Annotated in this window: 31 protein-coding genes; 14 read left to right on the top strand and 17 right to left on the bottom strand. The window is 66.7% G+C overall.

Annotation, left to right across the window (positions count from 1 at the left end; translation table 11 throughout):
* Positions 1-60 precede the first annotated feature (60 nt).
* Complete coding sequence (gene radA, locus QZH52_RS24740) at positions 61-1452, top strand: DNA repair protein RadA (RefSeq protein WP_301813216.1); 1392 nt, start codon at positions 61-63, stop codon at positions 1450-1452.
* An 18-nt stretch (positions 1453-1470) separates the two neighbouring features.
* Here radA and QZH52_RS24745 read toward each other — a convergent pair whose 3' ends face one another.
* Entirely contained in the window at positions 1471-2376 is a 906-nt protein-coding gene (locus tag QZH52_RS24745) for a LysR family transcriptional regulator (protein ID WP_301813219.1), read from the bottom strand.
* A gap of 81 nt (positions 2377-2457) precedes the next feature.
* Complete coding sequence (locus QZH52_RS24750) at positions 2458-3222, bottom strand: SDR family oxidoreductase (RefSeq protein ID WP_301813220.1); 765 nt, start codon at positions 3220-3222, stop codon at positions 2458-2460.
* 231 nt (positions 3223-3453) lie between these two features.
* Between QZH52_RS24750 and QZH52_RS24755 the strand changes: the two genes are divergently transcribed.
* A complete protein-coding gene (locus tag QZH52_RS24755) occupies positions 3454-3900 on the top strand; it encodes an SRPBCC family protein (protein WP_286535098.1) in 447 nt (148 codons plus the stop codon).
* Between the two features lie 20 nt (positions 3901-3920).
* Here the strand turns inward: QZH52_RS24755 and QZH52_RS24760 are convergent, their stop codons facing one another.
* Positions 3921-4490, bottom strand: a complete 570-nt coding sequence (locus tag QZH52_RS24760) for a GNAT family N-acetyltransferase (RefSeq protein ID WP_301813221.1) — start codon at positions 4488-4490, stop codon at positions 3921-3923.
* The gene (locus QZH52_RS24765) at positions 4487-4891 is read right to left on the bottom strand and encodes an SRPBCC family protein (protein WP_301813223.1); all 405 of its coding nucleotides are present in this window, start codon (positions 4889-4891) and stop codon (positions 4487-4489) included. Before QZH52_RS24765 ends, QZH52_RS24760 begins: the two co-directional genes overlap by 4 nt.
* A 130-nt stretch (positions 4892-5021) precedes the next feature.
* Here QZH52_RS24765 and QZH52_RS24770 point away from each other — a divergent pair, with 130 nt between their 5' ends.
* The 5 genes from QZH52_RS24770 (at position 5022) to QZH52_RS24790 (ending at position 10101) form a co-directional block, all read left to right on the top strand.
* Positions 5022-5594 carry a TetR/AcrR family transcriptional regulator gene (locus QZH52_RS24770; RefSeq protein ID WP_301813225.1) on the top strand — a complete coding sequence of 191 codons (573 nt, stop codon included), beginning with the start codon at positions 5022-5024 and terminating at the stop codon, positions 5592-5594.
* 76 nt (positions 5595-5670) lie between these two features.
* Entirely contained in the window at positions 5671-6144 is a 474-nt protein-coding gene (locus QZH52_RS24775; protein ID WP_286535094.1) for a (2Fe-2S)-binding protein, read from the top strand.
* A gap of 17 nt (positions 6145-6161) precedes the next feature.
* Positions 6162-8435, top strand: a complete 2274-nt coding sequence (locus QZH52_RS24780; RefSeq protein ID WP_436411629.1) for a xanthine dehydrogenase family protein molybdopterin-binding subunit — start codon at positions 6162-6164, stop codon at positions 8433-8435.
* Positions 8436-8479: 44 nt separating this feature from the next.
* Positions 8480-9523 (top strand): serine hydrolase domain-containing protein, encoded by a 1044-nt coding sequence (locus QZH52_RS24785; RefSeq protein ID WP_301813227.1) that lies wholly within the window; start codon positions 8480-8482, stop codon positions 9521-9523.
* An 11-nt stretch (positions 9524-9534) separates the two neighbouring features.
* Positions 9535-10101 carry a 3'-5' exonuclease gene (locus QZH52_RS24790; RefSeq protein ID WP_301813229.1) on the top strand — a complete coding sequence of 189 codons (567 nt, stop codon included), beginning with the start codon at positions 9535-9537 and terminating at the stop codon, positions 10099-10101.
* A gap of 58 nt (positions 10102-10159) precedes the next feature.
* Here the strand turns inward: QZH52_RS24790 and QZH52_RS24795 are convergent, their stop codons facing one another.
* Positions 10160-11062: a LysR family transcriptional regulator gene (locus QZH52_RS24795; protein ID WP_301813231.1), complete on the bottom strand. Its 903-nt coding sequence runs from the start codon at positions 11060-11062 to the stop codon at positions 10160-10162.
* A 77-nt stretch (positions 11063-11139) separates the two neighbouring features.
* Here QZH52_RS24795 and QZH52_RS24800 point away from each other — a divergent pair, with 77 nt between their 5' ends.
* Together QZH52_RS24800 and QZH52_RS24805 are read left to right on the top strand one after the other, a co-directional pair.
* Positions 11140-12051 carry an NAD(P)-dependent oxidoreductase gene (locus QZH52_RS24800; RefSeq protein WP_301813326.1) on the top strand — a complete coding sequence of 304 codons (912 nt, stop codon included), beginning with the start codon at positions 11140-11142 and terminating at the stop codon, positions 12049-12051.
* Position 12052: 1 nt separating this feature from the next.
* Complete coding sequence (locus QZH52_RS24805; protein WP_301813233.1) at positions 12053-13021, top strand: DMT family transporter; 969 nt, start codon at positions 12053-12055, stop codon at positions 13019-13021.
* Between the two features lie 37 nt (positions 13022-13058).
* On the opposite strand, the gene QZH52_RS24810 is transcribed toward QZH52_RS24805, so the two are convergent.
* The 3 genes from QZH52_RS24810 to QZH52_RS24820 all read right to left on the bottom strand — a co-directional run bounded on the left by QZH52_RS24810 (position 13059) and on the right by QZH52_RS24820 (position 15024).
* The gene (locus tag QZH52_RS24810) at positions 13059-13484 is read right to left on the bottom strand and encodes a hypothetical protein (protein ID WP_301813235.1); all 426 of its coding nucleotides are present in this window, start codon (positions 13482-13484) and stop codon (positions 13059-13061) included.
* A gap of 240 nt (positions 13485-13724) precedes the next feature.
* A complete protein-coding gene (locus QZH52_RS24815; protein ID WP_301813237.1) occupies positions 13725-14474 on the bottom strand; it encodes an SDR family NAD(P)-dependent oxidoreductase in 750 nt (249 codons plus the stop codon).
* Between the two features lie 79 nt (positions 14475-14553).
* A complete protein-coding gene (locus QZH52_RS24820; protein WP_301813239.1) occupies positions 14554-15024 on the bottom strand; it encodes an Ohr family peroxiredoxin in 471 nt (156 codons plus the stop codon).
* A gap of 181 nt (positions 15025-15205) precedes the next feature.
* On the opposite strand from QZH52_RS24820, the gene QZH52_RS24825 reads away from it, so the two are divergent.
* Both QZH52_RS24825 and QZH52_RS24830 read left to right on the top strand, forming a co-directional pair.
* Entirely contained in the window at positions 15206-16111 is a 906-nt protein-coding gene (locus QZH52_RS24825; protein WP_301813242.1) for a LysR family transcriptional regulator, read from the top strand.
* A 91-nt stretch (positions 16112-16202) separates the two neighbouring features.
* Positions 16203-16772: a cold shock domain-containing protein gene (locus QZH52_RS24830; RefSeq protein WP_301813244.1), complete on the top strand. Its 570-nt coding sequence runs from the start codon at positions 16203-16205 to the stop codon at positions 16770-16772.
* 209 nt (positions 16773-16981) lie between these two features.
* Here QZH52_RS24830 and QZH52_RS24835 read toward each other — a convergent pair whose 3' ends face one another.
* The 5 genes from QZH52_RS24835 to QZH52_RS24855 form a co-directional block, all read right to left on the bottom strand.
* Complete coding sequence (locus QZH52_RS24835; RefSeq protein WP_301813246.1) at positions 16982-17332, bottom strand: hypothetical protein; 351 nt, start codon at positions 17330-17332, stop codon at positions 16982-16984.
* Positions 17333-17374: 42 nt separating this feature from the next.
* Positions 17375-17893: a hypothetical protein gene (locus QZH52_RS24840; RefSeq protein WP_301813248.1), complete on the bottom strand. Its 519-nt coding sequence runs from the start codon at positions 17891-17893 to the stop codon at positions 17375-17377.
* Between the two features lie 18 nt (positions 17894-17911).
* Positions 17912-19678, bottom strand: a complete 1767-nt coding sequence (locus QZH52_RS24845) for an alkaline phosphatase D family protein (protein WP_301813249.1) — start codon at positions 19676-19678, stop codon at positions 17912-17914.
* 165 nt (positions 19679-19843) lie between these two features.
* The gene (locus QZH52_RS24850) at positions 19844-20149 is read right to left on the bottom strand and encodes an NIPSNAP family protein (RefSeq protein WP_301813251.1); all 306 of its coding nucleotides are present in this window, start codon (positions 20147-20149) and stop codon (positions 19844-19846) included.
* An 8-nt stretch (positions 20150-20157) separates the two neighbouring features.
* Complete coding sequence (locus QZH52_RS24855; protein WP_301813253.1) at positions 20158-20724, bottom strand: dihydrofolate reductase family protein; 567 nt, start codon at positions 20722-20724, stop codon at positions 20158-20160.
* Positions 20725-20915: 191 nt separating this feature from the next.
* Here QZH52_RS24855 and QZH52_RS24860 point away from each other — a divergent pair, with 191 nt between their 5' ends.
* Entirely contained in the window at positions 20916-21377 is a 462-nt protein-coding gene (locus QZH52_RS24860; RefSeq protein ID WP_301813255.1) for an adhesin, read from the top strand.
* A 15-nt stretch (positions 21378-21392) separates the two neighbouring features.
* Here the strand turns inward: QZH52_RS24860 and QZH52_RS24865 are convergent, their stop codons facing one another.
* On the bottom strand, positions 21393-22544 hold the full coding sequence (locus QZH52_RS24865; protein ID WP_301813257.1) for a serine hydrolase domain-containing protein: 1152 nt from the start codon (positions 22542-22544) through the stop codon (positions 21393-21395).
* A gap of 139 nt (positions 22545-22683) precedes the next feature.
* On the opposite strand from QZH52_RS24865, the gene QZH52_RS24870 reads away from it, so the two are divergent.
* Entirely contained in the window at positions 22684-23895 is a 1212-nt protein-coding gene (locus QZH52_RS24870; protein WP_301813259.1) for a GIY-YIG nuclease family protein, read from the top strand.
* A gap of 42 nt (positions 23896-23937) precedes the next feature.
* Here QZH52_RS24870 and QZH52_RS24875 read toward each other — a convergent pair whose 3' ends face one another.
* From QZH52_RS24875 to QZH52_RS24885, 3 genes are read right to left on the bottom strand one after another with little or no spacing between them, the layout of a single operon-like run.
* Positions 23938-25227 carry a 4-hydroxybenzoate 3-monooxygenase gene (locus QZH52_RS24875; RefSeq protein ID WP_301813261.1) on the bottom strand — a complete coding sequence of 430 codons (1290 nt, stop codon included), beginning with the start codon at positions 25225-25227 and terminating at the stop codon, positions 23938-23940.
* Positions 25116-25919, bottom strand: coding sequence for a class III extradiol dioxygenase family protein (locus tag QZH52_RS24880; protein WP_366919319.1), 804 nt, complete (start codon positions 25917-25919; stop codon positions 25116-25118). Before QZH52_RS24880 ends, QZH52_RS24875 begins: the two co-directional genes overlap by 112 nt.
* Positions 25920-25954: 35 nt before the next feature.
* The gene (locus QZH52_RS24885; RefSeq protein ID WP_301813265.1) at positions 25955-26314 is read right to left on the bottom strand and encodes a protocatechuate 3,4-dioxygenase; all 360 of its coding nucleotides are present in this window, start codon (positions 26312-26314) and stop codon (positions 25955-25957) included.
* Between the two features lie 87 nt (positions 26315-26401).
* Between QZH52_RS24885 and QZH52_RS24890 the strand changes: the two genes are divergently transcribed.
* Entirely contained in the window at positions 26402-26935 is a 534-nt protein-coding gene (locus QZH52_RS24890; protein ID WP_301813267.1) for a MarR family winged helix-turn-helix transcriptional regulator, read from the top strand.
* Positions 26936-26988 lie beyond the last annotated feature (53 nt).

Genomic DNA, 26988 nt, shown 5'->3' on the forward strand with positions numbered 1-26988 from the left:
GCAAGTCCGCCCGCATTGTCTGCCCGAAGCGGCCCGCGTGCATCCCTACACTCACCCCCCATGGCCAAGGAAAAAACCCTCTTCGTCTGCAGCGAATGCGGCGGCACCAGCCCCAAGTGGCTCGGCAAATGCCCGAGCTGCGGCGCCTGGAACACATTGATCGAACAGGTCGGCCCCGCTCCGGGCGCGCCGGCCAACAACCGCTTCGGCACCCAGTTCTCCTCGCTGGCCGGCTCGGCCGAACTGGCGACGCTCTCGGAAATCGAGGCCACCGACATCGCCCGCACGCCCACCGGCATCGACGAACTCGACCGCGTGCTGGGCGGCGGCATCGTCGACGGCGGCGTGACCCTGATCGGCGGCGACCCCGGCATCGGCAAGTCGACCCTGCTGCTGCAGGCGGTCGATGCGCTGCAGCACGCCGGGCGCAACGCGCTCTACGTCACGGGCGAGGAGAGCGGCGCGCAGGTGGCGCTGCGCTCGCGCCGGCTCGGCCTCGACCATTCGCAGGTGCAGGTGCTGGCCGAGATCCAGCTGGAGAAGATCATCGCCACGCTGGACGTGCACCGCCCGGCGATCGCGGTGATCGACTCGATCCAGACCGTCTACTCCGACCAGCTCACCTCGGCCCCGGGCTCGGTGGCGCAGGTGCGCGAATGCGCCGCGCACCTCACGCGCTTCGCCAAGGCCAGCGGCACCGCCATCGTGCTGGTGGGCCACGTCACCAAGGAAGGCGCGCTGGCCGGCCCGCGCGTGCTCGAGCACATGGTCGACACGGTGCTGTACTTCGAGGGCGACACGCATTCGAGCTTCCGGCTGGTGCGCGCCATCAAGAACCGCTTCGGCGCGGTCAACGAGATCGGCGTCTTCGCGATGACCGAGCGCGGCCTGAAGGGCGTGGCCAACCCGAGCGCGATCTTCCTGAGCCAGCACGCCGAGCCGGTGCCCGGCAGCGTTGTGCTGGTCACCTTGGAGGGCACGCGGCCGATGCTGGTCGAGATCCAGGCGCTGGTCGACAACGGCGGCCCGAGCCCGCGGCGGCTGTCGGTCGGCCTGGACCGCGACCGCCTGGCGATGCTGCTGGCGGTGCTGCACCGCCATGCGGGCGTGGCCTGCATGGACCAGGACGTGTTCGTCAACGCGGTCGGCGGGGTTCGCATCAGCGAGCCGGCGGCCGACCTCGCCGTGATGCTCGCGATCACGTCCAGCCTGCGCGGCAAGCCGCTGCCCAAGGGCTTCATCGCCTTCGGCGAAGTGGGCCTGGCCGGCGAGGTGCGGCCGGCGCCGCGCGGCCAGGAGCGCCTGCGTGAGGCGGCCAAGCTGGGTTTCAGCGTGGCGGTGGTGCCCAAGGCCAATGCGCCGCGCAAGGGCACGAAGGAGATCGAGGGCCTGACGATCCACGCGGTTGAGCGGATCGAGGAGGCGTTGGATATCGTGCGGCAGATGCAGTAGGCGCCGCCCTGGCGGCCGTCAGCCGTCCGAATCCCAATACGGCGGATCCCCGAAGGCGGTCTTCAGCGCATCCGTCATGGCCCGCAGCTTGGCCGAGGGCGAGCGACCTTCCGGATGCGCCACGTACAGGAACTCTTCTTCGGAAGGCAGGCCGATGTCGATGGCCACCAGCCTGCCGGCACGCAGCGACTCGCCGACGATGAAGGTGGGCAGCAGCGCGATGCCCAGGCCGGCCTCGCAGGCGTCGCGCATCATGTCGCCGTTGTTCACGCGCAGGGCGCGCGAGGCGCGCACCGACACCAGCTCGCCATCGCGGCGGAACTGCCAGTCGGCCACGCCGCGGTTCGTATAGAAGACGCCGCGATGGCGCTGCAGGTCCTCGGCGCTCGCGGGCCGGCCGTGCTGGGCCAGGTAGTCCGGCGAGGCGACCAGCGCGCGGCGGCTGCGGGCCAGCGTCCAGGCCACCAGGCGCGAATCGGCCAGGGGTCCGTTGCGGACCACGCCGTCGTAGCCATCCGATGCGGCATCGACTCTCCGGTCGTCGAGTTCGAGCGTGAGCTCGACGCCCGGATGGGCCGCGATGAAGGGATAGAGCGCCGGACCGAGATGCATGCGCCCGAAGGTGACCGGCGCGGAGATCCGCAGGGGCCCGACCAGCGTGCCGCGCCGCTGCGCCAGCTCGGCGGTGGCCTCCTCGATCTCGCGCATGATGGCCGAGGCCCGCGCCAGGAAAGTGGCGCCGTCTTCGGTGAGCGTGAGCTTGCGGGTCGAGCGATGCAGCAGCCGGACGCCGAGCTCTTTCTCAAGGTCGGCCAGGCGCTCGCTGACGACCGACTTGGAGAAGTTCAGCCGCCGCGATGCTTCGCTGATGGAGCCAGACTCCGCGACCGCCACGAAGGTGGCCATGCCATCCAGCTTCACCATGCCCAGGGTCCTTGTTGTCACGCACGGCAAGCACTTTAGTCTTTCCTGCTCGCCGGGCGCCAAGGAGCCGCATTCGCTGCCTCAGGTGCGGGTGATGGAGGCACCGCCGTCGACCAGCGATGCGGTGCCGGTGACGAAGGAAGAGTCGTCCGAGGCCAGGTACAGCACCGAGCGCGCCAGCTCCCCGGGCCGCGCGACCCGCTTGAGCGCGTGCAGGTTGGTGATGAAGGACTGCGATTCCTTGGTGTCGTTCATCGTGCGGTACATGTCGGTGTCGACCGCGCCCGGCAGGATCGCATTGACCCTCACGCCTTGCGGGCCGTACTCGGCGGCCAGCGCCTGGGTGAGGCCGATCAGGCCCGCCTTGCTCGCCGCATAGGCGGCCACGCCGGGGAAGGCGAAGCTGTGGCCGACAAAGGTCGAGGTGAAGATCACCGAGCCGCCGCCGTTCTCCAGCATCTGCGCGACCTGGTGCTTGGCGCCCAGGAAGGCACCGGTCAGGTTGATCGCCAGGGTGTCGGTCCAGCCGGCTTCGCTGACGCCGGTGCTGGGACCGCCTTCGCCCAGGGTGCCGGCGTTGTTGAAGGCGACGTCGAGGCGGCCGTAGGTCGAAACGGCCAGCGCGACCAGGGCGCGTGCGTAGTCTTCCGAGCGCACGTCGCCAGCGAGCGCGACGGCTTGTCCGCCGGCGGCCCGGATCTCGGCCACCAGCTGGTCGAGCTCGGCCGCGCGGCGTGCGCCGACGACCAGCCTGGCGCCTTCGGCCGCGAACAGCTTGGCGGTGGCATGGCCGATGCCGGCGCTGGCGCCGGTGATGAGGGCGACTTTTCCTTCGAGGCGGTTCATGGTGGATCCTTTGAATGGCGAGGTGGATTGAAGAGATGTACGAAGTGTGGGGTTGACGGGTCGTTTGGGGTAGCCGTCGAATGGCGATGCTGGCTTTCGGGAAAACCGAACGATGGTGTGTGTTCTGCGGGCGTTGGGCGGTTTTTTCTTTCGATCTGGTGTCGAATCGCCGCTGGCTCATTCGACGTACCCATCGAGGGTCATCCTCTTCACATCCAGGAGAACGCAACCATGGCTACCAACACCGTCCGTCTGCACCGCGTGCTGCGCACCCCGCCCGAGCGGGTCTACCGTGCCTTCGTCGAACCCAAGGCATTCGAGCGCTGGCTGCCGCCCTTCGGCTTTACCGGCGAAGTCCACAGCATGGAGCCCGTGGTCGGCGGCGCCTGGCGCATGTCCTTCACCACATTTAGCAGCGGCCACAGCCACTCCTTCGGCGGCAAGTACCTCGAACTCGTGCCCGGCCAGCGTATCGCCTACGACGCGAGCTTCGATGACCCCAACCTGCCGGGCACCATGAAGACCACCGTGACCCTCACCGCCGTGTCCTGCGGCACTGACGTGGCGATCGTGCAGGAAGGCATCCCCGAGATGATTCCTGTCGAGATGTGCTACCTGGGCTGGCAGGAGTCGCTCGTGTCGCTGGCCCAGCTGGTCGAGCCGAATATTCCGAATTGAAGCGCCGGCATCCGGCAGCCTCAAGCCCGCTGGTTGCGCAGCCAGGTCTCGCGGCTGAGCCGGTAAAGGCACATCCGCTTCAGTTCGCCCTCCGGCAAGGCCGGATTGGGGTGGTCGAAATCCTCGTCGGGGTTGGTGGTCATGCCGACGCGCGCCATGACCGCGCGCGAAGGCAGGTTGACCAGCGGCGTGAACGACACGATTTCTTCGAGCCGAAGTTGCTCGAAGGCCACGTGCAGCGCCGCCCTGGCACCCTCGGTGGCGTAGCCCTTTCCCCAATGCGCCCGGGCCAGGCGGTAGCCGAGTTCCACGCACGGCATGAAGGGCAGGGCCCGGCGCGGGATCGACAGGCCGATGAAGCCGATGAGACCCGGGGACTCGCGCGTCTCCACCGCCCAGTTGCCCCAGCCCCGGGCGTCGAAGCCGGCCTGCCAGCCGTCCAGCTCGCGATCGCTGGCCTCGCGGGTCTTCAGGCCAGCGAAGAAGCGCATGACCATCGGATCCGCGTTCATCTCGGCGTACGGCGCGCGATCGGATTCCTTCCACTCGCGAAGCTGCAGCCGCTGGGTGGTGATCCGGATCGGGGTCATGGGTGCTGCCGCTCCACCAGTTGCTTCAACGCCGCCAGGTCCCGGCGCACATGGGCGACGTCCGCCTCGAAGCTCTGCGCGCTGGCGTCCGCCGGCCGAATGACCACGAAACTCAGCAGGCTGCCGTCGCCGCAGGGCGTGACCCGGAACGCGTTGTGGACGCTGACGCCGTTCGGCAGCGTGACGTCGTGGTCGAGCACGCCGAAGGCATTGGCGGGCGCCATCGCCACCTTGACCTCGCCCATCGGCGAGTCTGCGAACCATTCGCCATCGCGCTGCGTGATGCCCTTGGCCAGGCCGGATGCCCAGAGCGGCAGCTTGTCCATCTGGCGGGCGAAGGCGTAGACCACGTCGGCCGGGACATCGACGGCCTGGGTGACGACCACTGCTTCGTTCGACATCGCCATCTGTTCCTTTCGACGAATTCGGCGTCGATTGTGGCCCTGACTGGCGATGCGATGCACCGCCCATTGTTGCCCGTTGAGCGAATAATCGTTCGCCAAAGCGCCAGAAAGTACTAAGATCGCCCCCGTGAAACCCAAGGACGACGAAAAGCTCCGCGCCATCGCCGAGGCCACCTTCACGCTGGTCGAGCAGACCGGCCTGAGCGGCCTCACCATGGCGGCCATCGCGCGCGAGGCGGGCCTGGCCACGGGCACGCTGTACGTCTACTTCAAGTCGAAGGAAGAGCTGATGGTCGCGCTCTACGAGCAGGCCAAGACCTCGACCACGGCCAGCCTCATGCACGGCGACGACCCCAAGGCGCCGTTTCGCAGCCGCTTCCAGCACATGTGGATGAACTGGCTCGACCACCGACTCACGCACTATGCGCAGGTCGTCTTCATCGAGCAGTACTACAACTCCCCCTGGTTCAGCGAAGAGAGCCGCAACCTCTCGGCCCGGCTCATCAAGGCCTGGATCGACCTGATCGAGACCGCCAAGTCGCAGCAGATCCTGAAGGATGTGCCCACCGTGCTGCTCATCAACAGCTTCGGCGGCTCGGTGCGCGAGACCGCCAACCTGCTTCGCTCGGGCGCCCTCCAGCGCACCGACGCCAACCTGGCCATGGCCTTCGGCCTCTGCTGGGACGGCATCAAAGCCTGAAAACCCCTTGACCCGCCGAAGCCACAGGTCTATCGTTTAGCCGAATTTTTGTTCACCCAAAAGAAGAGAGCCCACCATGACCACCCTCAGCATCAACGGCAAGGACCGGCAGGTCGACGCCGACCCCTCCACCCCCATCCTCTGGGCCTTGCGCGACACGCTGGGCATGACCGGCACCAAGTTCGGCTGCGGCGCGGCGCTTTGCGGGGCCTGCACGGTGCACCTCAACGGCCAGGCGATCCGCTCGTGCATCACGCCGATCTCGGCCGCGGCGGGCCAGAAGATCACCACCATCGAGGCCGTCACCGACGGCAGCGACAAGGTCGGCAAGGCCGTGAGCGCCGCCTGGGTCAAGCACGACGTGGCGCAGTGCGGCTACTGTCAAAGCGGGCAGATCATGTCGGCCACGGCCTTCCTCAAGACGATCGCGCCCGGCAAGCTGCCCAGCGATGCCGACATCGATTCGGCGATGGCCGGCAACATCTGCCGCTGCGGCACTTACGCCCGCATCCGCGCCGCGGTGGCCGACGCCGCCAAGGCACTGGCTTGAAGGACAAGGGGATCACCATGAACTTCGACCCGACCACCTTCGAGCTGCCCGCCAATCTTCGCGCGCTGATGACCACGCGCGACGATGAACAAGCCGAACCCCAGGGCCTCCCGCGCCGCAGCTTCCTCAAGCTCACGGCGGCGGGCGGCTTCGCGCTCGGCGTTTTCCCGACGGCCGTGCTGGCGCAGGAAGACGGCAAGAGCGCAGCGGCAGCAGCACCCGCCAAGGCCGCGGCGGGCTTGAAGCCGCTGCAGCAGCCGGCTGCCTTCGTGCACATCGACCGCGACGGCACCACCACCATCACCATCAACCGGCTCGACTTCGGCCAGGGCGTGCAGACCGGCCTGCCGATGATCCTGGCCGAAGAACTCGACGCCGACTGGTCGAAGGTCAAGAGCGTGCACGGCAGCAACGACCCGGCCTACGTCGACCCCGCCTTCGGCATGCACATCACGGGCGGCTCGGGCTCGATCAAGAACTCGTACACCCAGTACCGCGAACTCGGCGCCCGCATGCGCGCCATGCTGGTCGGCGCGGCGGCGGCCCAGTGGAAGCTCGCCCCGGCCTCGCTGCAGACGCGCGACGGCTTCGTCATCAGCCCCCTGGGCAAGAAGCTCGGCTACGGCGAGCTGGCCGAAGCGGCGATGAAGCAGCCGGTGCCCGAGACGGTCAAGCTCAAGGACCCGAAGGACTTCCGCCTCATCGGCAAGCCCACCGGCCGGCTCGATGCGAAGGCCAAGTCCAGCGGCCATCAGGACTACGGCATCGACATGAAGCTGCCCGGCATGCTGACCGCCGTGGTGGCGCATCCGCCGGTGTTCGGCTCCAAGATCAAGTCGGTCGACGACAGCGCCGCGAAGGCGATCAAGGGCGTCAAGGCCGTGCTGCGCGTGCCGCTCGACCGCGGTGCCGAAGGCGTGGCCGTGGTCGCCGATGGCTACTGGCCCGCCAAGCAGGGCCGCGATGCGCTCAAGATCGAATGGGACGCGAGCGGCGTCGAGAAGGTCGACAGCGAGAAGCAGTTGGTGCAATACCGCGAGCTCGCCACCAAGCCGGGCGCCCGCAAGTACGACGCCGACGTCTCGAAGATCGCCGGCGCGGCGCACAAGATCGATGCCGAGTTCGTCTTCCCGTACCTGGCGCATGCGCCGATGGAGCCGCTCAACTGCACCGTCCACCTGGTCGGCGGCAAGGCGGTCGTGTGGACCGGCACGCAGATGCCGGGCATCGACGGTATGGCGGCGGCCAAGGTGCTGGGCGTGCCGCCCGAGAACGTCAAGGTCAACGTGCAGATGGCGGGCGGCGGCTTCGGCCGTCGCGGCTTGCTGACAAGTGATTTCGTGGTCGAGGCCTGCGGCGTGGTCAAGGCTGCGCAGGCGGCGGGCATCAAGGCGCCGATCCGCACCTTGTGGAGCCGCGAGGACGACATCAAGGGCGGCTACTACCGCCCGATGCATCTGCACACCGCCAAGATCGGCTTCGACGCGCAGGGCAACGTCACGGGCTGGGACCACGTCATCGTCGGCCAGTCGCTGCTGATGGGCAGCATGTTCGAGCCGATGATGGTCAAGGACGGCATCGACGCCACCGCGGTCGAAGGCATGAAGGAGCCGTATGCGCTGCCGATGCGACTCACGGTGCACCACCCCAAGCTCAACGTGCCGGTGCTGTGGTGGCGCAGCGTGGGGTCGACCCACACGGCCTTCGTCATGGAGACGCTGCTCGACGAGATCGCGCGCACCACCAGGCAGGACCCGGTCGCCTACCGCATGAAGCTCATCGGCGACAAGCACCCGCGCCACAAGGCGGCGCTGCAGCTGGCGGTCGACAAGTCCGGCTATGGCAAGAAGAAGCTCGAAGCCGGCCGGGCCTGGGGCGTGGCGGTGCATGAGTCTTTCGACTCGGTGGTGGCCTATGTGGTCGAAGCCTCGGTGAAGGACGGCACGCCCACGCTGCACAACGTGACGGCCGGCGTGCACTGCAACCTGGTGGTCAACCCGAAGAGCGTCGAGGCGCAGGTGCAGGGCGGCGCGGTGATGGCGCTGTCGATGTGCCTGCCGGGCGCCGCGATCACCTTGAAGGACGGCGTGGTGCAGCAGAGCAACTTCGGCGACTTCGTGGTGCCGCGGATGACGGACATGCCGCAGATCGCCGTGTTCACGGTGCCGAGTGCGGATGCGCCTACGGGCATGGGCGAGCCGGGCCTGCCGCCGTTGGCGCCAGCGTTTGCGAATGCGGTGGCGGCGATCACTGGCAAGCCGGTGCGGGAGCTGCCTTTCAAGCTGGCTTGAGGGCGAGCGGCGCCATGCGCAGATCGCTGGCGGCCCTCTGCGCGGTGGCGCTGGCCACGCTGTGCGCCATCGCGATGCCGGCCGGCGCGCCACGCGCCGAGCCGGCCAGCGTCGACCCTGTCGCCGCGGGCTGGAACGCCGCGGCACTCGATGCGGTGATCGACTATGTCGCCCGCCAGAAGTCGACCGGCCTGGTCATCGTCCAGAACGACAAACTCATCGCCGAGAAACTCTGGCCGCCGGCCGCGGACGCCAGGGGATTCCGTGCCGCCTTCGTGCACGGCACGGCGGCGGACGGCGCAACGCTGGAGGACGTCGCCTCGCAGCAGAAGAGCTTCGTTGCGATCCTCGCCGGTATCGCGGTCGACAAGGGTTTGCTGGATGTCTCGCGGCCGGTGACGTCGTACATCGGCGCTGGCTGGTCGAAGGCGACGCCGCAGCAGGAGGCCGCGATTGCCGTGCGCAACCTGATGGAGATGAATTCGGGCTTGAAGGAAGACCTGAGCTTCGACGCGGCGCCGGACGCGAAGTTCTTCTACAACACGCCGGGCTACGCGGTGATGAAGCCGGTGCTCGAAGCGGCGGCCAAGCAGCCGCTGACCGAGATCACTCAAGCCTGGCTCGCGCGCCCCGCCGGCATGAACGACACGGGCTGGCGCAAGCGTCCGGCGCTGATGGCGGATGTCGGCAACCCGACTGGACTGGTCACGACGCCGGGGGACATCGCCCGCATGGGGCAGGTCGTTTTGAACGGCGGAGTGACGGACGCGGGCGTGCGCGTGATTTCCAAGGCGCAGTTCGATGCGCTCTTCGTGCGGACGAAGACGAATCCATCCTATGGACGGCTCTGGTGGCTCAACGGTGGCGCTGAGACCGTCGGTGTGGGCGCCAATGCGCGGCGTCGGCCCGGTCCGTTGGTCGCCGCCGCTCCTGCGGACATGGTGGCTGCGATGGGCGCGCTGGACCGCAGGCTGTTCGTCGTGCCGAGCCGCAAGCTGGTTGTCGTGCGCACGGGGCAGGCGGCGGTGGACCGGGACTTCGATGAGCAGCTTTGGCGGCTTCTGGTTAGGGCGATGCCTGCCAGTTGATGGAACGAAAGGTGGGTGCCGAAAATTCGGGCGACTGCCGCAACACCCGCCAGATCCTGCAGGCCGCCAGCGCGATGGCGACCGATCTGCTGCGCGCGCAGGAGCAGGACGACGACGGCATCCCGCTGCTGCACCCCGTGAGCTGCAGCCGCGACGGCGCCGAGCCGATCGTCATCGACCTGCCGACTCCGCGCGAGCAGGCCGAGCGCATCGCCGAGCTGATGGCCAGCGCCCACAACGAAGGCCATGCCTGGGGCGACATGGCGGTGCTGTGCCGCAGCTGGGCGCTGATGGACGAATGCGCCAAGGCGCTAAGCCGCCGCCGCCTGCCGCACAAGGTGCGCAAGGGCGCGCGCGACTTCGACCCGCTGGCCGTCACCATCAAGGTGATGACCCTGCATGCGAGCAAGGGGCTGGAGTTTCCGGTAGTGGCGGTGATGGGCGCGCGGCAGGCCGTGGCGGGTGGTGATCGCAATACCGCGGAGGAGGGCGATCCGCTGGAGGAGATGCGCTTGTTCTATGTGGGGGCGACGCGGGCGACCTCGCGGTTGATCGTGGCGAATGCGGTGCCCGTGTGAGCGGCCATCGGCGGCGTTTCGACGCCCTTGAGAGTACCCGCGCCCGATCGGACCGGGCTCATCTTGGTTTCGATTTCGCTTCGCTGGTCGCAGGCTGAGTCCTGCTCCGTTCGAGCAACACCGAGGACAGCGCAAGGACATTCGCCTGAGGCGCCTCCTTGCGCCAGATCAGGCAGGTCTTCGCATGCCCGAATGTCGAGCGAAGCTTGTGAACGCTCAGCCGGTCGCGCTCCGCATAGACCTGGAGCACGCTGCGAGGCAACAGCGCGATCCCCATGCCGACCGCGACGCAGCCGAGGATGAGGTTGTACGAGGCGACTTCGACGATGCGCTCTGGCGTGACGTGCGCGCGCGCAAACCAGTCTTCGAGTCGCTTGCGATGCGGGCAGCCTGGATGGAAGGCAAGTATCGTCGTCGAAGACAGGTCCTTCGGCCCCGAGATCGTGGCGTGCTTCGCCTCGGCCACGATGACCAGTTCCTCGTCATAGATGATCATCGACGCCAGCCTGCGGTCCGTCACCGGCTCCGCGATGAGTGCCGCATCGAGACTGCCATCGACAACCTGGTCGATCAGCTGCTGCGGGTTCCCTGAGTAGAGCTCCAGCGCGACCTCCGGGTAGCGCTCGTGAAATCGACCAAGCGGCTCCGGCAGACGTACCGCCGCCGTGCTCTCCATGGCGCCAAGCCGCATCACTCCGATGGGTCGATCCATCCGAACAGCACTCGCGGCCTCGCTGGCCAGATCCAGCAAGCGGTCCGCGTAGGTCGCGAGGATTCGGCCGGACGGCGAGAGATGCATTTTTCGGCCCTCCCGCGTGAACAGCTCCACGCCCAACTTCTCTTCCAGCACCTGAATGCGCGCTGACACGCTCGACTGAGCACGATGCAGCACTTCCCCTGCGCGCGCTATGCCGCCGGCCTTGATCACTGCCCTGAACACTTGAAGATCAGATAGCTCCATACATCGCCCGTTCCGAACTTTTCGTTCTCGATAACTCGTTTTCTAGAAAGTGGGGTTTTGCCTAAAGTGAGTACAGCCTGAATCGGTCCGCTAAAGCGGCAAAGGAAAGCTCTCACATGAAAGTTGGAATAGTCGGCGTCGGTGTCATGGGCGAACCCATGGCTAGAAATCTCCACAAGGCAGGGCATGGCGTCACGGTCTACAACCGAACACCAAGCCGATGCGATCCCCTGAGGCCATTGGGCATCCAGGTTGCAGAGTCCGCTCGCGAAGCCATCGAGGTTTCCGAGGCCGTCATCCTCATGGTGCCCAGTCACGTGGAAGTCGACCAGGCGTTGGAGCGTACGCAGCAAGGCGCGATCCGGGCGCCGGTGTGGGGCAAGACCATCGTGTTGATGGCCACTGTTGCGCCGGCCTATTCAGTCGAGCTTGCCAAGAGCCTCGAAGCCGTCGGCGCGCGCTACGTCGAGGCTCCCGTTTCGGGTTCCAGGCAGCCAGCGGAGACGGCGCAACTCGTCATCCTGGCGTCGGCTGCAGAAGAGAGCCACATCGACTACGTCCAGTCGATCTTCGATGCCGTCGGCAAGAAGACGGTGCGCTGCGGGCCGGTCCCGACCGCCATGCGGATGAAGCTCGCCAATCAACTCTTGCTGATCGCATGCTTCGAGGCGATCTCCGAGGCAACGCACTTCGCCGCAGGCATTGGCCTCGACGTGCCGCTGTTCCTGGAGCTGGCCCAGGCGGGGCCGCTTGCCAACGACGTGTTGCGCTCCAAGGTCGCCAAGCTGGTGGCGGACGATTTCACGCAGCAGGCGCCCATTCGCCACGTGGCCAAGGACATCGGTCTGGTTTGCGAGGAGGCGGCTCAACGTGGCGTGTGGCTGCCGATCGCCACGGTCAATCACTCGTTGTTCGCCGAGGCGATGGCGGCCGGGCTGGCGCAAGACGACGCCATCGGAATCATCAAGATCTTGCGCAAGGGAAGATGAGGTGGCCGCGGTAATCAATCATTCGCAGGCCGGCTCCGGCGGTCGACGGGCCATCGTCCTTGGGGTGCTCTGCGGCCTCGCTGTCGCGCTGATCTGGTCGAGTTGGTCGGTCGCGACGCGCTTTGCCGTCACCACCACTTTGGGGCCGCACGACGTGACCTTTCTGCGCTTCGGTGTTTCGGCGCTCTTGCTGTGGCCGATCCTGGTTCGAAACGGCTTCGGGATCGAAAGAATCGGCGTCGTGCGAATGCTCGTGATGGTGCTCGGTGCGGGCGTTCCTTTCATGATGCTCGGGTCGGTGGGCATGCAGTTTGCGCCTGCGTCGCATGTCGCCACGCTCATGATCGGCACCATGCCGATCTGGGTCGCGGTGCTGTCCGGTCTCTTCTTCGGAGAGCGGTTCGCGAAGCCGCAGTTGGCAGGCATGGGGGTGGTCGTGGCAGGCGTGTTCTGCATCGGCGGCTATGCATTGTTCGCGAACCGGGCGGCGGGCGAGTGGCGGGGTGACTTGTTGTTTCTGCTGGCCGGCCTGTGCTTTGCCAGCTTCACGATCGCCCAGCGGCGTTCCGGCGTCAGCCCTTGGCATGCGACCGCTTTGGTGAACGTGTGTTCCGCCGTCTTGTTCGCGCCCGTCTATTTCATCTGGCTGAAGCCCAAGCTCTTCTCGGCACCACCTGCGGCCGTGGCGTTCCAGGTGGTCGCGCAGGGGATCGCGGTGGCCATCCTGGGGATGTACTTCTACACGGAGGCCGTGCGCCGGCTGGGTGCGCCCAGGGCTGCGATCTTCGGCGCTCTCGCACCGGGCTTTGCCGTCTTGATCGGCATGCTCTTCCTGAAGGAAGTGCCAGCGCCGGTAACCCTGGTTGGCATTGCGCTGGTGATGGGTGGCGCCGCGCTTGTGGTGATGGGAGGACGACGGAGGCCCAGCGTTAATGATCGAAATCCGGCACGCACGAACAAGACCGGATGATTCGGACGAGGGTGGTCAAGGCCATCGCCGAAGCCGTTTATTCGGTTTGCTTCAGCGCCCGCCCCAAGGCATCGCGCAGCTTCCGGTATCGGTCGCGGTCCTTGCCCTTTAGCAACGCCAGGTCGGAGGCAATCCGCCCGAGTCGTTCCGACGCAGCTTCGAGCTTCACTTTCTCGATGTCGTTCCACATCGTCAAGAAGTCCTTCAGCGGTCCGGTCTCGGGCAACTCGGGGTGTGCATCCTGGATCAATTCGCGAAGCGCATCCGAGATACGGCCGATCTGGCGACCGTAGCTGTGCTTGGCAACGATGTCGACCTCGGTCTCGGGTGCCGTGGAATTGTTGCTGTTGATGTTCAGCGACCAGCCGGGCAGTATGGGCTGAACGAAGGCACCAGGTGGCTGCTGCATCCACTGGCGCCAGACATCGAAGGCATTCCAGCTCGCGTTCGGATTTGCGGACATCGACTTCCTCCTCGTTGGAAATTCGGGCCCGCGGGCGCGCCTGGGCCGGTTGTTGCAGCGCCGAGTAGCCTAGGCACAAGCGCCGGTGCCCGAATCCCCAATTCTGTGGGCGCGATGCTGTTCAGCTGACTGCAGGCACCGCGCTGTGGGCGCAGGTTCGCGAGCCGAGATGCAACAAGAGCACTGTGCAAGCCCAATGCTCGCCACTCGATGGCGCCCTGCTGTTGCCAGGCCTGGCGATCACGCCCCAGCGCCTCCGTCAACATCGAGTGAAATGCCCGTGATGAAGCTGGCGTCGGGGCCTGCGAGGAAAGCTACCGCCGCCGCGATCTCTTCGGGCCGGCCATAGCGGCCGAGCGGAATGGCTGCCTTCTGCACGGCGGCGAAGTCGCCGTCCTGCGGGTTCATCTCGGTGTCGATCGAGCCTGGCTGCACGGTGTTGACGGTGATGCCGCGTGGGGCGAGGTCGCGCGCCCAGCCGCGGGTGTAGGCGGATACAGCTGCCTTCGTCGCCGAATAGTCGGCCACACCTGGCCAGGGCGTGCGATCGGCGGCGCCGGAGCCAATCGAGATGATGCGACCATGGTCGCTGATCAGTGGCACTGCGGCGCGCACGGCAGCGGCCACGCCGCCGACGTTGATGGCGAACTGGCGTTCCAGGGCGGCGACGTTGCTGTCTGGCGCGCCGACCTGGCCGACCACGAACACGCCGGCGTTGTTGACGAGGATGTCGAGCTTGCCGAAACGGCGAGCGGTGTCGTTGACCAGCGCCTCGACCTGCAGCGGATCGGCTTGGTCGGCCTGAAAGGCTGCGGCGCGCACGCCCAGATCCTGCAGTTCCTTGACCAGCGCTTCAGCGCGGTCGGGAGAGGCCGAATAGCTGATGGCGACATCGGCGCCGTCGTGCGCCAGTCGGCGCGCGATGGCGGCCCCGATGCCGCGTGAACCGCCGGTGACGAGGGCTACTTTGTCAGAGAGGGGCTTGGACATTGTTTTCTCCAGGAGGATGAGTGATTCGTCGCGCTCGCTGTCGAGTCGACAGCGAGCTTCGGTTTCTGATGAGGCCGAGTTATTGCGCAGCCAGGGCTTCCGCGGCGATCACGTTCGTGGCGACGTCGATGTTGCCGTGGACGGCCTTCGAATAAGGGCACATCTGATGCGCCGCATGCGCGATGGCCTCGGCCACGTCATGTGCGACGCCGGGCATGCGCACATCGATCCGGGCCTGGAGAAAGTACGCACCGCCGGTCTGGCCGAGGTCGACTTCGATGTCGACGGCCATGTCGGCGGGCAGCGCCACCTTCTTCGCCTTGGCTGCGACGCCCAGCGCGCCGGTGTAGCAGGCCGACCAGGCTCCGGCGAACAACTGTTCTGCGGTGGGATGCAGCTCGACCGCCTCGAGCACGATTTCATGGCCGGTCTTTCCGGGCGTCGACATCCGGATGTCGACGTGCGCATCGTCGCGCGGGCCGCCTGCGCGGCGGCTGGCCGTCGTATGGGTCTTGCCCGTCATCAGAACTTGTTGGATCTTGGTGGTCATTTGGATATTTCCTTTTCGGCTGGTTGGCCCTGTAGTTGGAGCGCCGACGCTTGCGTGCGTCCTGCGCCAGTGGCATCGCGATAGGGCTTGGATCGCTTGCCGGCAAGTGTCGGCTTCGAGCCTGAGGCGACCAAGACGGTGAACCGGACATGTTTATTTCCAGATCGCCAATAATCTGGCGGTGGACCAGATCGCAGCCATGCGCGTTTTCGCCCGGGTCGTCGAAGCCGGCACCTTCACGCGGGCGGCCGATCTGCTGCAGCTGCCGAAGCCCAGCGTGACCAAGCTCGTTCAGCAACTGGAGAGCCACTTGCGTGTGAAGCTGCTGCAGCGCACGACGCGGCGTGTCACGGTGACGCCCGAGGGCGCGGCTTACTACGAGCGCATCTTGCGGGTGCTGGACGAGATCGACGACATCGAGGCCGATGTCACGAATGCACAGACCCGTCCCAGAGGCCGGCTGCGTGTGGACATCGGCTCCTCGCTGGCCAACCGGATCCTGATCCCCAGGCTGCCGGCGTTTCACGCGCGCTACCCGGACATCCTGCTCGAGCTCGGCGTGGGTGACCGGCCGGTCCACCTGATCGGCGAAGGGGTGGATTGCGTGCTCCGCGGTGGGGTGCTGAGCGACCCGTCGCTGGTGGCACGTCGCGTCGCTCGGATGTCCTACATGACCTGCGCCACACCCGACTACCTGAAGCGCCACGGCGTGCCCGCGACGCCGGCCGACCTGCTCGACGGACACCGGGTGGTGAGCTATTTCTCGTCGCGTACGGGGCGCTACATTCCTCCGCACTACGAGCGCGGCGATGAGTGCATCGAGATCAACGGGCATGCGGTCATTGCGGTCAACGAGAGCACGGCCCACCTGACGGCGGTACTGACTGGGCTTGGCGTGGCGCAGACCTTTGCGTTCATGGCGCAGCCGCACGTCGAGAGTGGGGCACTGGTCGAGTTGCTGGCCGACTGGGAACCGCCGCCGATGCCCGTGTCGATAGCCTACCCGTCCAGTCGGCACCCGAGCGCCAAGCTGCGCGCCTTTGTCGACTGGACCGTGGAAGTGTTCGCGCCGTACGGCGTCCGTTGACGTACGCCCACCTCCCGGCCGAGCAGCACGCCGAAAACTGTCGGTATAGTTTTGCGGTGCTGGCACCTCCTGCAACAACGCTTGGTCGAACATGGCACTCACCGGAAAACTCAGAAGCTGGAACGACGAGCGTGGCTTCGGCTTCATCGCGCCACGAGACGGCGGCCGCGAACTGTTCGTCCACATCAGCGCGCTCCCAAGGGACGGATCCCGGCCCACTGTGGGCGAGACGGTCACCTACGAACTGGGTCGCGGCAAGGACGGGAGGCCGCAAGCGGTGAACGTCTATCGGGAAGCACTTGGCAGGCCGTCCACGTATCCGCGTTCGCCATCGCGGCCCACGACTGACGCAAGGCGCTCGCCGATCAGCGCTCTCATCGGCTTCGTGATCGTGGTCGTCATCGGGGCCTACGGCTATTCGCAATACCAACGTCATTCGGCGCGGCTTGCGCCGGCTGCCGCGCTGCCGTCTGCGGAGACCGTTATTGCCGAGCCGTTGGTGGGAGGCTACCGATGCGATGGTCGGACCCATTGCTCGCAGATGACATCCTGCAGCGAGGCCAAGTTCTTCCTGAAGAATTGTCCCGGTACTCAAATGGACGGCAACCACGACGGCGTGCCCTGCGAGCAGCAGTGGTGCACCGGTTTCTTGTCCAAGTAGGCGGATGGCCTACGGCCTGGTTCGCGTGCCGCCGTGGCAAGGGACAACGGAAGGCTTGAGTGCCGGGCTGCTTTCTCGGCAATTTTGCTTCGCTTCGATTTCGCTTAGGTGATCGCCGGGCGAGTTCCGCTCGGTTCAACCAAAGACCGAAGACAGCGCCGGGACGAGCTGTAAGCCGCCAATGAACTCGGACGATCAACGGGAACGCCTTACTTGCGTTTCCCAATCCGGTCCACCACAGCCCGCGCCGCCCGCCTATAGGTCGCGATCATCCCCGCCAGCCCCACCAACGCCGCGAGATTCACCACCAGGGCCAGTGCGAACAGCAGGCCCCCCGCTTCCAGCAGGAGCAGCGCCACCACCACCGAGGCCGCCCATAGCGCGCCCCAGCGGAGGATGTACATGTCCATGTAGGTCTTGAGCCAGAGATCGTTGCGTTGCGCGATGGCTTCTGCCTCTTCGTCGGAGGCCTCGGGCGGAAACCGTTCGAGGAAGCTCTTCGGAGACCAGAAGCGGTTCCAGACGGAGGCGGGGCGAGGTTCTGGCTGGCTCATTGCCATGGAGGGTACCCGCTGCGGCCGAGCACTGCCGGGCCACCCACCTCAGCGTTTCACTATTCGCGCAGGCAGCAGCTCAGCTTCATCCACTGCGGGAGGATATTCCAGCTCGTCGGCGAACTCCTGCATCGGCCCCGAAGACGGCCGCTCCTCCAACCGCCGTCGTGCCGACTCCCGCATCTCCCTTTGGCGCCGATCGCGATCCGATTCACGCCGTCGCCACGCGATGATCATCCCGACCACGATGACGCAGGCGGAGAAAGCGAGAAAGCTGGATGCGCCAAAGAGCGTGTCGATCCATTCCGGCGCAGGCTTTCCCTGGCGGATGAGCCAGGCGATGGCGGCCGGACCGGCCAAGCTCAGCGCCAAAGGCGGAACAAGGCGCGCCGGCCGCCTCGCGCGCACCGCACGCCGGACCATCATCCAGAGCCCCAAGGTGCCCGCCGCCCCATACAAGACCGCCAAGGCAGGGTCGCTCTCCAACGCCGTGTCGCGCAGGCCGATCTCGTATGCGGCCAACATTCCGCAGACCAGCCACAGCGCAATCCAGAAAATGCGTTCCATTTTGGACCTCCTTTCCTGCTACGCCGGCAGCACATCAAGGCCGCTGGCACCCGGCAGGGCATGAAGGCTCATCGCGGTCCGAGTGCTGTAGTCGTGACTCAGCACGGTGCTGATTTCCATGAAATCGGCGCGGACCTCGGCGGGCGTCAGCGTGATGATGACATAGCCGCGCTTGCTCGTCTCGGCATAGCGCAGGTCCTTCACCATCTTCGGGAAGGCATCGGACAGCACCGTGCTGCTGATGACGGGCAGCACGCGCTCGAAGCCCGGCGACGAGATGGAGGCGGTCGCGAACTCCACGCCCACGCGCTGGCCGTTGGCGTCGGTCAGGTTGCTCGCCCACGCGTTGTGCGTGTCGCCGGCGAGCGAGACGAGGTTCTTGCCCATCGAGCGCGCGGCGGCCAGCACGCTCTCGCGCGCCGCCGGGTAGCCGTCCCATGCATCCAGGTTGTAGGGAACACGCCGCTGCGCCAGCAGTGCGCGTTGCTCGTCGCTGCGCAGCGGCTCGGGGGTCGACTGCGCCAGCAGGAAGGCGCCGAGGGTCTGCGCGTTGAAGGCGCTGGCGATGCTCAGCGGGATCTCCATGCGGGCCATCAGGACCTGCGAGCCCAGCACCTGCCAGGTCGCGCCGGAAGCGGCCATTCGCGTCGACAACCAGGCGGACTGGTCGGGGCCGAGCAGTTGGCGCGTCGGGGCGGAAGCACCGCCCGCGACATAGCTGTCGAGGCTCACCTGCTCGTCGCGGCCGATCAGACGCGTGTCGAGCATGTGCAGCGACGCCAGCGTGCCGAAGTCGAACGAGCGATAGATCTTCTGCAAGTCGGCCGGATCGGGCATGCGGACGGGAAGCCATTCGCGGAACGCCTGTGTCGCCGCGGCGCGCCGGGCGGCGAAGCTCCCCTCGGTGGCCGGGTCGTGGTTCTTCGCCCCGCCGGACCACGCGTTGTCCGCCACGTCGTGGTCGTCCCAGATGGCGATCACCGGTACCTTGGCATGAAGCGCGATCAGGTCCGGGTCCGCGCGGTTCTGGCGATGGCGCCGCCGATAGTCTTCGAGCGACAGGATCTCGTGAGACGGCGCCGATTCGCGGTCGATCGCGATCGCCAGCTGCGAGGCATAGCCGAGCGGGCCGTACTCGTAGATGTAGTCGCCCAGGTGCAACACGACATCGATGTCGGTGCGCTTGGCGAGATCGGCACAGACATTGAAATAGCCCGACGGAAAGTTCGAGCACGAGACGATGCCGAGCCGAAGCCGCGACACGCTGCCCACCGGCAGCGTCTGCGTGCGCCCCACGGGCGAGAGCTCGGCGCCGAGCATGAAGCGATAGAAGTACACGCTCGCGGGCCGCAGGCCGGTCGCATCCACCTTGACGGTGTAGTCCTGCTCGGGCCCGGTGCCGACCGTGCCTCGCGCGACGATGGCACCGAAGTTGGAATCGCTGGCGACTTCCCAGCTCAGGTTGAGCGCTCCGGGACTGGCGACCGTGACGCGGGTCCACAAGATCACGCGATCGGACAGCGGGTCGCCGCTGCCGACGCCGTGGACGAAGGTCGGCGACGTCTCGGGTGGCGTACTTCCCGTGCCGCCAACGCCTCCGACAAGGCCGCCACCACCGCCACCGCCGCTACCTCCGCCGCCGCAGCCATACATGCTGACGCCGGTGCCGGCGAACATGGCGTAGAGGATCGCGTTTCGAATGAAGCCGCGGCGCGAGGCTTCGACGGGCGTCGGCGTGGAGGTCGGCTCCTTCTCCGGGGCACTCGGGCCGGTGGCATCGGGCATGGTTCGCTCCTTGGGCCCGGCGAGCCACTCGCGCCCTCCGCGCGTGGCTCCCGCCGGAGATGCAGCATTTCAAATCAGGCGTGAGTCGATGCCCGTAGGCCGCAGCGAAGCGATCGCGTGAGACGATCGCTTACAGGATTCACGTGGCGTTGCAGCCGCAGGCGCTCACCCGAAGACAGGCCTGAAGAAGCTGCGTTCGTAGCTGAGGATGCAGCGCGTGTCTTCCGCGTACTTGAAGGCAGCCTGGCACTCTGCGTCGGCCGCGGACAAGGTGCGATATTCCTCGTACGCCGCAAGGCTTGGAAACGTGAACATCGCGAGCGCGATGTTGTTCGCGCCTTCCGATGGCAAGAAGTAGCCATGGTGCTTGCCGCCGAACTTCTCGACCAGGGGAATCCACAGCTTGCCGTAGTGCTCGAATTCCTCGAGCTTGAACGGATCGATGAGGTAGCGCAGGTAGCAGGTGACCATGGGAGATATCAGCTTGGCTGTCTGGATGGGGCTGCGCCCGAAGGCACCGAGTAGGTGAGCTCCGCAAAGCCCGGCCCGACGAACTTCGCCGCCGTGAGTTGCAAGGACGGCGACACGATGCGACGCGGAAGCAGGGGCCTGCCCGAGCCCAGCGTCACGGATCCGACCTGGACAATGACTTCGTCGAGCAGTCCGGCGTCATGAAACTGCCCGACCAGGTCGCCGCCGCCGACGAGCCAGATGTTCTTGCCCCCGGCGGCCCGCTTCATGGCATCGTGCACCGGCCGCACATCGCCTCGGACGAAGTGGATGGGGGCCGAGGGAACACCGGGCAATTCGCGGCTGCTGAACACCCATGCGGGTTGCGAGTAGGGCCATGCGGCCCCCGCCCCGACGACGTGGCGCAGCATCCATTCATAGGTCGACGATCCCATCGCGAGTGCACCGACGCCCCGGATGAAAACGGGGTAGCTGGTGTCGTTGATGTCACCGAGCGGGAACAGCCATTCCAGCGAATGGTCGTCCGTGGCGATGAATCCGTCCAGGCTGCAGGCGGTGTAGTACTGGGTCTTCATGCCTCGACATGATAGGTCGTGATACGCACCCGAACGCGCCAGCCCTCGATCTCGCCGACGGCCGGTTCCCACGTGCAGCGGGGGTGGTGGCGCACAGGGCGCCATGCCCCCGGTCCTTACGGTTCGAGCAGAACGTGGGCCGAGGGCCGGTTCGTCGAGCAAGACCCATCCACTTGAAAAGGACAATCACCATGAAGAAGCAACAACACGCCAATCGCATCCTTCTCGGCACTCTGCTGGCCGGCGCCTTGGCGGCAGGCGGAGGCGCGCATGCCCAAGCGATCGCGACGCCGAACCTGGGCGTGGGCGTCGCTGCCGGCGCCGGCGTCGACGCCAACGTCAAACCGGTTCCGAAGCAGACCGCCGGCGCGGATGCCCGCGTGCGCACCGACGCGGCCGCGGCGGCCGCTCGCAGCAAGACTGGCGCAGGCGTTGGTGTCGGCGCCGGAGCCGGTGTCGGTGCGGGTACCGGGATGCACGCACCCGCCACTGGCGGTTTGGACAGCACCGCAGGCGGCGCGATCGGCGGCGTGACGAACACCGTGGGCGGCACGCTGGGCGGCGTGGCGGGCTCCGCCGGCGGCTTGGCCGGCTCGGGCGCGAAGCTCGACGGCCAGGCTCAGGGCGCAGGCTCGGTCGGCGTGCAGAAGTAGCCCAAGGGCGCGGCTTCAGGCCGCGGGCACGGCCGCGCCCACCTGCTGGTACACCCCCAGCTCGAAACCCATCAGCGTCTCGACGACGGGCATGTCGAAGAAGGGCAGCAGCTGCGTCATCAGCACGCCGCCGATGCCCTTCGCGCGGTCGATCCAATAGTAGGAATTGAAGACACCGGCCCAGTCGCCGGTGCCGTTGCTGCGCATGCCCGGCAGGTCGGCCAAGGTCAGATGGAAGCCCAGGCCCCAGCCCTGCGGGACCGGCAGTCCGGGCACGTCGTTCGACAGTTCCGGCACGGTCGACTTCATCAGCGCCGGCAGCTGGATCCGGCCGATGTGGTTCTGCAGTGCCAGCTCGACCGTGGCCGGTTTCAGGATGCCGGCGCCGTCGTTGAGCCAGGCCTGCACGAAGCGGCCGTAGTCCTGCACCGTGCCATAGGAGCCGTGGCCGGCGGCTTCCCATTCCGAGCTGGCCGGCAGGTCGAGCGCCGAGGGCGCGAGCTTGCCGTCGGGCTGGCGCTGCATCACGCGCAGCAGGCGCCCGCGCTGTTCGGGGCTGGGTTCGAAGGTCGAGTCGTTCATGCCGAGCGGCCCCCAGACGAACTGGCGCAGGTAGCTGCCCAGGCTCTGGCCCGAGATCTTTTCGACGATCAGGCCCAGCCAGTCGGTGTTGACGCCGTACTCCCAGGCGGTGCCCGGGTCGTTGACCAGCGGCGCCGACAGGCTGCGCTTCAGGCCCGACAACGGGTTCGGCTCGCCTGTCACCGCGTGGTAGCGCAGCAGCTTCTCGTTGGTGAAGAAGTAACCCAGCCCTGCCGTGTGCGTCATGAGCTGGCGCACCGTGGCCTGGCTGGCGGGGGGCCGCAGGCGCGGCGTGTCGCCGTCGAAGCCGTCGAGCACCAGCAGCCGGCCGAACTCCGGCAAGACCGATTCGACGGTGGCATCGAGGCCGAGCCGCCCTTGCTCCACGAGCTGCAGCGCGGCCGTCGTGGCCGCCGCCTTGGTCATCGACGCATTGCGGAACATGCTGCGTTCATTCGCTTCGCCGGCGGCGTGATGGAACAGCTGGCCGTTGCGATCGACCACCACCGCCGCCACGCCGTGCAGGGCGCCCTTGGCGACTGCTGCGTCCAGAACGGCCGCGATGGCCGAACCATTGAATGCCATGATCGTCTCCTTGTCTCGAGGTGATGAAGCCGCGAGCCCCATTTTTTGCTGCGCGGGCGGAGCATTCTGCGCCAACCCGGCGGCAGTTTGGCGTACGCTTGCGCCGGCTCGCCCGCCGCCGGATTCAAGGGGCACGCGCATGAACAGATTGCTCGAGATCGGCTTCGACCCTGCAGGGCATTGGCTCCTGGACGGCGTTGCGCTGGACTTTTCGCTGGCGCGGCATTCGACCCAGCGCAACATCCTCTATGCGTTCGTGTGCGACGGCCAGGTCATGTATGTCGGCAGGGCGGTGCAGCCGCTGGCCCGGCGCATGGCCGGCTACCGAAGGCCGGCGCCGACGCAAAGCACCAACGCCCGCAACCACAAGAACATCCGGGCCCTGCTCGAGCGCGGCTCGGCGGTCGAGATCCTGGCCCTGCCCGACAACGGCCTGCTGCACTATGGCCAGTTCCACCTGAACCTGGCCGCCGCCCTGGAGGACGACCTCATCCGGGTGATCGATCCGCCCTGGAACGGCGGCCAGGTGGACGACGGCGTGCATCCCCCGGCGACGCCCGAGGAGCGCGCCCGCGGCGAGGAGGACGGGACCGAGCCCGCGGCCTCCGCCGTCGGCGGCTTCACGTTCATCCTCCAGCCCACCTACTTCGCGCAGGGCTTCTTCAATGTCGGCGTTGCGGCCCAGCGCCTGCTGGGCCAGGACGGCGAGACCCTCGAGATGTTCCTGGGCGACGATCCGCAGCCGATCCTCGGCACCATCAACCGCCGCGCCAACACCAACGGAACGCCACGGATCATGGGCGGGGTCGGTCTTCGCAACTGGTTCCAGGCGGCGGCCACGGTGTCGGCATCGATCTCGGTGGAGGTGCTGTCGCCGACGTCGATCCGCCTGCGCGCGCCGCCGAGGCAGCCGCAGGAGGCCGGATCGGCACTCGGCATCGAGCGGACCACGCAGGCCGCCATCTGGCCCCGCCGCAAGGAGTTCCACGTTCTGACCTACGCCGAGGGAGGGCTGGCGCCCCTGAGCACCTATGCGCGGGAATACGGCATCGACAGCACGACCCTGAGCGACTTCGCGGACGACGTCAACCGGCTGGGCGAACCCGGGTCGCTGCACCCGCGGGCACCGGTGAGCGCCGTTCCGCGCGCGCTGGTGCGCGCCGCCGAGGACCCGATCGCCCTGAGGGACCAGATCGTCGCCTTCCTGCATGCCAATGAAGCCACCATTCATGCGAGCAGGCTGCTGCTCGACTTCCGGGCGCCGGGTGTCGCGCCCTTCGTGATCACGGCGATCGAACTGGCCCTGGCCAGCGCGGCGCCCTTGCTCGAAGAGGTCGTGGTCGTCGAATGACGAACGCAGCTCGAGAACAGGCTGTTCAAGCGCCTCGTGCGTTCAAGCCTCGACGGGCAGCCCGGTGAAGTTCTCGGAGAACTGAAGGCGCCCGGCTGGCGTGCCGGTCATGTAGTCGAGGTCTGCACGCTTGAGGCGCCGCGCGAAAACGCTGTCGCCCGAGAACCGATGAACCATCGTGCACAGCCCGCCGGAAAAGCGCTGCACCAGCCACATGCGCTTCAGGCAGGTCTGCGAATAGCGTGCCAGAAGGCCTTCGTCCGCACGCCGGTAGTACGCGGTCAACGCGCGGCCCAGCACCTTGACGTCAGCCATCGCAGAGTTCAGACCCTTGGCGCCCGTGGGCGGCACGATGTGCGCGGCATCGCCGGCCAGGAACAGCCGGCCGTGCTGCATGGGCTCCGACTGGAAGCTGCGCATGGCGGTCACACCTTTCTGGGTGATCCGCCCCTCGTTGATGGGTGGCATGCCCGGCACATCGAGGCGCTGGTGCAACTCGGACCAGATGCGGTCGTCCGACCAGTTGTCAGGGTTCTCGTCCGGCTCGCATTGAAGGTACAGCCGAGTCACGCTGGGCGAGCGGATGCTTTGCATCGCGAACCCGCCTTCGTCGCAGCCCCAGACCACTTCGTTGGTCGAGGGTGCCGCCTCCGCAAGGATGCCGAGCCAGCCGAACGGATACACCCGGTCGCAAGTCTTGAGCACGCTGGGCGGTATCGCCCCGCGACTGATCCCGCGAAACCCGTCGCAACCGACCACGAAATCGCAATGCAGTTCGCGCGGCGCGCCGTCCTGCGCGTAGTGCAGCACGGGGCGCGCGGTATCGATGCCTTCGATGCGCTCGACCGGCGTATCGAAGCGCATTTCGGCGCCGGCGCGCAGCCGGGCAGCCATCAGGTCTGCGACAACCTCGTGCTGCGGATACACCCACGCGCTGCGTCCGCCCGTGGCTTCGTGGAAGTCGATTCGATGCGACTCGCCGCCGAAGCGAAAGTCGATGGCGTGCTGCTCCAGGCCGACGCTGGCAATGCGACCGCCAAGGCCGACCTCCCTGAGCATCTCGACGGTGCCATGCTCGAGGACCCCGGCTCGCAGCCGACCTTGCACGTGTTCGCGCCCGGCGCGTTCGATGATCACCGATTCGATCCCCTCCAGATGGAGCATGTGGGAGAGCATCAATCCCGCCGGACCCGCACCGACGATGCCTACCTGTGTGCGATTCATGCGTCCCCCTGCAGCGTGATCAGCCCCATGCCGGTCGTCATCGGCGCGTAGTCGTTGCGATGGATCCGACGCACGTTGTCGGGCAACGCGCCGCGCATCACGAGCCACATGATCAGTTCGATGCCTTCCACTCCGAATTTCTCCATCAGCTGCTGGTGCGTGAGCTGCAGCAGGCTGTCGGGGTCGGACTCGATCCGCTCCAGGAAGTCCAGGTCGTTCTCCGTGTGCATGGCTCCGAACTCCGTGCCGGTCAACTGGTGCGACATGCCGCCCGTGCCGATGATCGCCACGCGGATGTCGCGCTCGAAAGACGCGACCGCTCTGCCAATCGCCTGGCCCAGCCGATGGCAACGGCGCGCGGTCGGCAATGGATGCTGCAACACGTTCACGGCGATCGGGATCGTCGGCACGGGCCAGCTCTCGCCGTGCTCGAAGCACAGGTGCATCGGCACCAGGAAGCCGTGCTCGACGCGCATCTCCTGGCAGATGGTGATGTCGAATTCGTCATAGACCAGCGAGCGACACAGATGTTGCGAGAACGCCAGGTCCCCCGGAATGACCGGCAAGGGCCTGACGCCGAAGCCCTCGTCGGCAATGGCGTAGCTTTCCGCGCAGCCGACCGCAAAGGTCGGGTACTTGTCAAAGAAGAAATCCGCGCCGTGATCGTTGTAGACCATGATGGCGGCGTCGACCTCCATCTCTTTCAGCCAGGCGCGCACCGGCACGTAGGCGTCGAAGAGCGGCTTCCAGGCCGGCGTGCTGTCGCGACCCCGGTCGTACGCCCCGCCGATCGAAGGCACGTGGGAGGTTCTGATCCCTGCAACGATGCGTCCCATCAGACGGCCTCTCTCTGGTTGCGGGTGGAGAGAAATTGCTCGTAGCTTTCGCCACGCATCTGGGCACCCATGTGATAGAGCCCGTTGCGCGTCACCACGCCCAGCTTGATCAGGAAGTAGATGTTTCCGCCAGCCGCCAGGAGGCCCGGGAAGTCGCGTTTGCGCATCAGTTCCTTCTCGTCGTCCGTGAGGGAGTAGGCCGCCATGAAGGCTTCCTCGTCCCGTGCGCAGGCGTCGCGGTTCTGCGCCTGCGACAGTGCATTGCACATCTTGTTGATGCGGTAGCCGCGCCACGATGTGCTCAAATCAAAAACGTCGGAACCCGCCACTCTGGCATCGCGCTCAAGCTGCTGAATCATCACCCATCGCCCTTTCGTCATGGAAGTTGCGGGCGAGTCTAGGAGTCGATGCGGTAGTTCTTCTATACAACTATCGATCCTGCTGTCATGTCGTTCGCCCAGCCTGTCGTCGTCGAGGACCTCCTGAACTACAAGCTCAGCCGCCTGCTCGCCAGCAGCGGCGCCATGGTCACGAGGCTGTGCGAAGGCCGCTATGGCATCACCCGGCGCGAATGGCGGTTGATCTGCATGCTCGCGTCGCAAGACGGCCTGTCCCCCTCTGCGCTGGCGCAACGTGCCCATCTCACGCGCGCGCGAATCTCACGCCACGTTGCCGACCTGACCGAAAAGAAGCTGGTGACGCGCCAGATCGTTGCGACCGACAAGCGCCGCTCGAGGATTTCGCTCACCGCCGCCGGACGAACCATCCATGACGAGCTGTTTCCGAAATCCGTGGCGTTCAACAACAGGGTGCTCGGCGCGCTGTCGCCTGCCGAGCTTCGGAAATTCGATGCCACCTTGCAGAAGCTCACGGATGTCGCGGACGCATTGAATGCCTCGGTCGTCCCGGAAGAAAAGGCCGATCGCCGGCATGGAGGCAGCCGTCGTTTCTCTCGCGCCACCTTCGACAGCCGCTTGTGACGATGCCGCCACCTCTCGAATGAAGTACTAAAATACTCGCCCCTCAAATCTGC

The organism is Variovorax ginsengisoli (assembly GCF_030486595.1).
Taxonomy (GTDB): Bacteria; Pseudomonadota; Gammaproteobacteria; order Burkholderiales; family Burkholderiaceae_C; genus Variovorax; species Variovorax ginsengisoli_B.